This window comes from Pseudomonas sp. P5_A12, from assembly GCF_056400685.1.
The window spans coordinates 1-1,022 of sequence record NZ_JBFUKU010000596.1 but is presented as its reverse complement, the minus strand read 5'-3'; the positions used below and the strand labels follow the sequence as shown (position 1 = coordinate 1,022).

The following is a 1,022-nucleotide window of genomic DNA, read 5'->3' as shown; positions in this document are numbered from 1 at the left end:
CGATTAAGCCAATAACGGAAAGGTTAGCGCGAGATGTTGTACGCATAACTGAGCACACCCTGAATGAGGTTCGTATATTCAATTGTGGCCAGTTGGGCTGTCAAGCGCCCCGTGTACCAATTACCCGCAAAATTACTATGGCCATGGCAGGTATGGCAGATGACACTGTCGAAACGCGATGGCCTTGCGTAGTTTGACTGCAGCCATAGATTGAGCTGTCGTGTGTTCATCGCACCAGCCCCCAAAATCATAGTTTTTCATCACCCGCCTTGGCTCAATTCATTTCAATTCAGAGCGGGATGCGGGCGGAGCGCGCTCTAATACTGACTGGCGTTCAGGTCTATCTGCGCGGCCTCAATACCACAAGGATGCTGGTCATGGCTGATTGGGAAGAGCTAGACCGCCTTATTGCGAAATTGTGGTTATGGATCGGCGCGGCACCGCAGCGCTCGTTGGCGGAGTGTTTCTAAGTAAAAGCCAATTACTTTTATTGTGCTGGAGATGTGCCTGCGCTTTACGACTTTCTACAGCTTCCAAGGTCACAAAAAAGCATCCAGCCAATTGTCTTACTCCGCTGGATCCCGTTATTAGATAGTGGGCATTTCTGGCGACGTCTTGCCGCGTTGAGCGCAATAACCACACTCCGCGTTCATGTTAGCCACCAATAGCAAGATAGGGGAAGTAGATGGACGAAGCCGCAGAGATCACGTTTGAGCCTGAAGTAGAGCCAGTCAAAGCTGTAAGCATTCACAGTACAGTCGTCGCAAAGCTGAATCTCGCGGATTATCAGAACGCTGTTCCTGTCATTCGGGAGCTGCGAGTAATCAATGAGACAGCGATCAAGTACAACGATCTAGTATTGACGCTGACGGCCTACCCCGAAGTCTTCAAGCCCAAGATCTGGCGCATTGATGTTCTGATTCCAAACGCGTTCATGCCTATCCCTGGTCATGACCTTGCATTGGATGGTGTCTTACTAGGACGTTTGACCGAAGCGGAAAACGCCACGCTCACTTATACGT

1 protein-coding gene is annotated in these 1,022 nt (G+C 50.3%); it reads left to right on the top strand.

Going from position 1 to position 1,022, the window contains the following annotated elements:
- Nucleotides 1-685: 685 nt before the first annotated feature.
- A partial coding sequence (locus AC1DSG_RS31360; protein ID WP_477794323.1) for a hypothetical protein occupies nt 686-1,022 on the top strand: 337 nt, incomplete at its 3' end.